This is a genomic window from bacterium (assembly GCA_024228115.1).
Lineage (GTDB): Bacteria > Myxococcota_A > UBA9160 > UBA9160 > UBA6930.
On the sequence record JAAETT010000032.1, the window covers coordinates 1 to 1,088 of the forward strand.

The following is a 1,088-nucleotide window of genomic DNA, read 5'->3' on the forward strand; positions in this document are numbered from 1 at the left end:
AGACACTACCTCGCGGCTCTCGATCGCGAACTCGACACCGATCCGACCGACACCGATTCGCCGTTCTGACGAGAAACCAGCACTCGCGCGCGACCACGGCTAGATGATCAGATTTCTACGGTTTCTCGTGATCGCCAACACGTAGTTCGGCCCACCTGCTTTCAGCCCCGGGCCAATCGCACTTCGTCCCATGCCACCGAAGGGCTGACGTAGCACGATCGCGCCCGTCGTCCCGCGGTTCACATACAGATTGCCTGCCCGGACCCGCCCGAGCCAATGCTCCTGCTCCCGATCGTCGAGGCTTTGGAGACCTGAGGTGAGGCCGTATCCGGTCTGGTGCACGAGGTCGATGGCCTCGTCGAGATCGTTCGCCATGAGCACGCCGAGCACGGGCCCGAAGAACTCCGTCGTATGCGTGGTGCTTCCTGGCTGAACGCCCCATTTGATTCCCGGCGACCAGAGTTGGGGGTTGCTCCCGACCCGAGCAGGCCGGATCGCCCAGCTCTCGCCGGACTCCAGTTCTTTGAGCCCACGGGCAAGGACGCCTCGCGGTTCGCGGATCAGGGGTCCAATCGAAGTCGCGAGATCCCAGGCGCTTCCGGCGCGACGACTCGAGGCGGCGTCACAGAGGGCGTCTCGAAAAGCCACGTCTTCGTAGACCTCGCGCTCGAGAATGAGCAGGGAAGCCGCTGAGCATTTCTGGCCCGCGTGGCCGAAGGCGGAATCGACGATGTGTTGAACGGCGAGGTCACGATCTGACATCGCGGTGACGATCACTGCGTTCTTGCCGCCAGTCTCCGCCAGCAGGCGCACATCGGGTGCCCGTTTCAGTAGGTGGAACGCGGTCGCCGTACCACCCGTGAAAATGACCGTGTCTACCTCGGGGTGGGTCGCGAGTCGGGTCGCACCGTCCGCATTGTCGGCGAAAACGAATTGAAGAACAGTCTTAGCCCGGACTATGCATGAAAATCAGTTGAGAAGCTGACTTTCGATGGTTCCAGGGTGCTGTGCGGCGATTGATCCTGACGGATGTCGCTTACGGTGGATGAGGCTCGGTCCTCGGCGCAAATTCGGGGCGTGCCTCGGCG

General features: G+C 62.5%; 1 protein-coding gene. It reads right to left on the bottom strand.

Annotated elements, in window-relative coordinates:
• Positions 1–99: 99 nt before the first annotated feature.
• On the bottom strand, positions 100–960 hold the full coding sequence (locus GY937_00870; GenBank protein MCP5055257.1) for an aldehyde dehydrogenase family protein: 861 nt from the start codon (positions 958–960) through the stop codon (positions 100–102).
• Positions 961–1,088: the final 128 nt, after the last annotated feature.